Below are 2,470 nucleotides of genomic sequence, written 5' to 3' on the forward strand. Positions count from 1 at the left end.
CTTCCAGACCCTCACCCAGATGCCCGACACCAGCAACACCCTCATGAGCGAACTCGCAGTCGCCCGTCACAACGACGGCCACCTCGAACTGATCGCAACCGACGCAGCCGGGACCGATTTCTCTGGGTCAATGTTCCACCGCACCCAGACCGCTACCGGCGACTTCACTTCCTGGTCACAGCTTTCAGTTGGCTCGAAGCGGATCTCCCATGTCGCGGCGGAAACCAACGCCGAGGGCAGCGTGGAGGTCATCGGCGTCGACACCGAGGGTGTCATCTGGCATACCCGACAGAACACCACCAACCCCGACACGTTCACCTCCTGGGCCCAGATCAACGGAGCGCTACGAGGCTGAGGCCGCTTCCGAGTGGGGTGGTGGTGACGCGGTGTGGCTGTGGTGGCGCATACCGATCGGCTATTGGCGACCTGAAAACACACTCCGGTGGGGCCCGTAGTGGGCGGTCGCGGAGCGGTTGTGCCAACGATGTCCCTATGTTGTGGATTTGAGTAGCGGTTGCTCTGGGTGCCCGAGGGGGTTTGGTGGACCCTGGTGCGCAGGGGCCATGAGTTCGTGAGTACCGCAGATACCGCGGAGTTCATGGCCCCGCTCAGACGGATCAGAGTGATGTGGCCGCAGTGTTGCGGTAGCGGGAAGTGGTCGTCATGTACGCAACTGCCGAGGACCTGGAGCGCGGGCTCTCTGGCGCGTGCTGGTCACGGGCGCAGAGGGAGACATCAGCGCCCGATCCAGCCGCGTGTACGCCTGTCACAGGCGAGGGCACCTGGCGACTGGCGCAGCGACCGGAGGCTGCCTGCATGGCCCGGGCGATCACTCGTGCCGTTCTCGCTGACTGGCGTGTTGGCCAGGAAACGGCGGACTCGGTTCTTGTGGTGGTTTCCGAGTTGGTTAGCAACGCTGTGGAACACGCCGAGCCCCCGGTTGCGCTGCACCTGCATCGCGAGCGGGTGGGGCAGCGCGCGTGCGTGGGTGTCACTGACGGCGGTCCTGCCGAGAGCCACGGCACCTGGACCACGTCGTGCGAGCACGGCCGGGGCCTGACCATCGTGGACGCTCTGGCCCTGAACCACGGCACGCGCACCCCCTCAGGCGGATTCACGCACTGGGTCAGGATGCCGAGTCGCGAGGCGGTGGCCTGACGCCGCCCATGAGTTCCCCGACCCTTCCCCCCCCTGGGTCGGGGCCCGGCCCTCCACCCGTCCGGCCAGGCACCACGGGTGGAGGGCCGATTCCGGGGGTGGGGCCGTTGGCGGAGAGCGCACCGCGGGTCCCACCCCCGGGCGTGCACGTGCCCGATCCCACAGCCGACCAGACTGAGGAACGATTACTCATGCCCTCATGCCGGCTCGCGCCTGCAATGGCAGTAGGTGCCAAGGTACATCTGTGTGGTCGGCCCGGAGCGCGGTGACGGTATTGCTGCCGTTCCGTCTCTCCGGGCCGCTTACCCGAACCGGAGATGCGTGTTGGCCACGCATCCGGCTCTCCACGTGTCTTGCCCGGCGGTCAGCCTTGATCGGCTGCCGGTTCGATGGTCCACGGAGTTGGAATGCGGGCTCCGCGGTAGCGATAGCGTTCGATCATTGCGCTGGATGCGCCGAGTAACGCCGTGTCGTTTGAGGCGAACCGCCATCCGCGATCGCAGTGATTCCTCAACTGGCTGCTGGGGATGCGATGTTTGCGGCGGAGCCAGATCGCGATGCGGTTCCACGCGTGGTGGTCGACCGCATCGAAGGTCCGCTTCGCCGCGCCGTGACGGAAGTAGGTCGCCCACCCGAGCAGGTTCCGGTTCAGGCTCTGAAGAAGCTGAGCCAGGCTCTGGGTTCTGGGTGTGTCTGTAGGTCCGCGCCGATACCCGGCCCCTGATGGCCTGCACGGCCTACTTCGAGGGACGGGTGTAGACGACCTGCTTGTTCGTGCCGCGTTTCCGCTGGCGGCGGATGTGGTGGCCGAGAAAGTCAAAGCCATCATCGATGTGGACCACACGGGTCTTCTCCTCGGAGAGCCGCAGCCCGAGCGGGGCCAGTACCTCGGCGACCTGCTCACGCAGGGCCTCGGCACGGTGGACCGGGCCGCTGACAAGGACGACGAGGTGAGTCGGCGGCGGGAATCTCACCCGCCGCCGCTCGCAGAACCGTGCGGGAGCCTCTCGATTCACACGGCTCCCATTGCCCAGCCATCAGGTTTGAGGCCGAACCGCCAATGGGCGAACATGTTGGGATACCGGCGGGCCGTGCCAGCCAGTAGTTCCCCAGCGCGTTTCTCCCGGCGGCGTAGTCGTTTGTACTTCTGGCAAGCCCAGCCCAGCAACATACGGTTGATGCGACGGAGGAGGGGATACAACATCAGGGCTTGGGTGTGTCCATTGAACGGCTCTGTTCCGTAGTCGGTGGTGACGCCGGGTGATGGGCGTCGTTGACGTTGTATGCGAGATGCCAACTCCCTTGTAGCGAC

The 2,470-nt window shown here is 65.7% G+C and carries 4 protein-coding genes and 1 pseudogene; 2 read left to right on the forward strand and 3 right to left on the reverse strand.

The features are described from left to right. On the forward strand, positions 1 to 355 hold a 355-nt coding region (locus tag ACFV3E_RS46550; protein ID WP_500542601.1), incomplete at its 5' end, for a DUF8189 domain-containing protein. A gap of 434 nt (positions 356 to 789) precedes the next feature. Continuing rightward, positions 790 to 1,158 carry an ATP-binding protein gene (locus ACFV3E_RS46555; RefSeq protein ID WP_500542603.1) on the forward strand — a complete coding sequence of 123 codons (369 nt, stop codon included), beginning with the start codon at positions 790 to 792 and terminating at the stop codon, positions 1,156 to 1,158. Positions 1,159 to 1,522: 364 nt separating this feature from the next. On the opposite strand, the gene ACFV3E_RS46560 is transcribed toward ACFV3E_RS46555, so the two are convergent. The 3 genes and pseudogenes from ACFV3E_RS46560 to ACFV3E_RS46570 form a co-directional block, all read right to left on the reverse strand. After that, a complete protein-coding gene (locus ACFV3E_RS46560) occupies positions 1,523 to 1,987 on the reverse strand; it encodes a group II intron maturase-specific domain-containing protein (RefSeq protein ID WP_500542605.1) in 465 nt (154 codons plus the stop codon). Next, on the reverse strand, positions 1,896 to 2,132 hold the full coding sequence (locus ACFV3E_RS46565; RefSeq protein WP_500542607.1) for a hypothetical protein: 237 nt from the start codon (positions 2,130 to 2,132) through the stop codon (positions 1,896 to 1,898). Before ACFV3E_RS46565 ends, ACFV3E_RS46560 begins: the two co-directional genes overlap by 92 nt. A gap of 38 nt (positions 2,133 to 2,170) precedes the next feature. Beyond that, positions 2,171 to 2,470 (reverse strand): annotated as a pseudogene (locus ACFV3E_RS46570) (hypothetical protein); the annotation flags it as partial.

Origin of the sequence: Streptomyces sp. NPDC059718 (assembly GCF_042733315.1) — a bacterium.
Classification (GTDB): domain Bacteria; phylum Actinomycetota; class Actinomycetes; order Streptomycetales; family Streptomycetaceae; genus Actinacidiphila.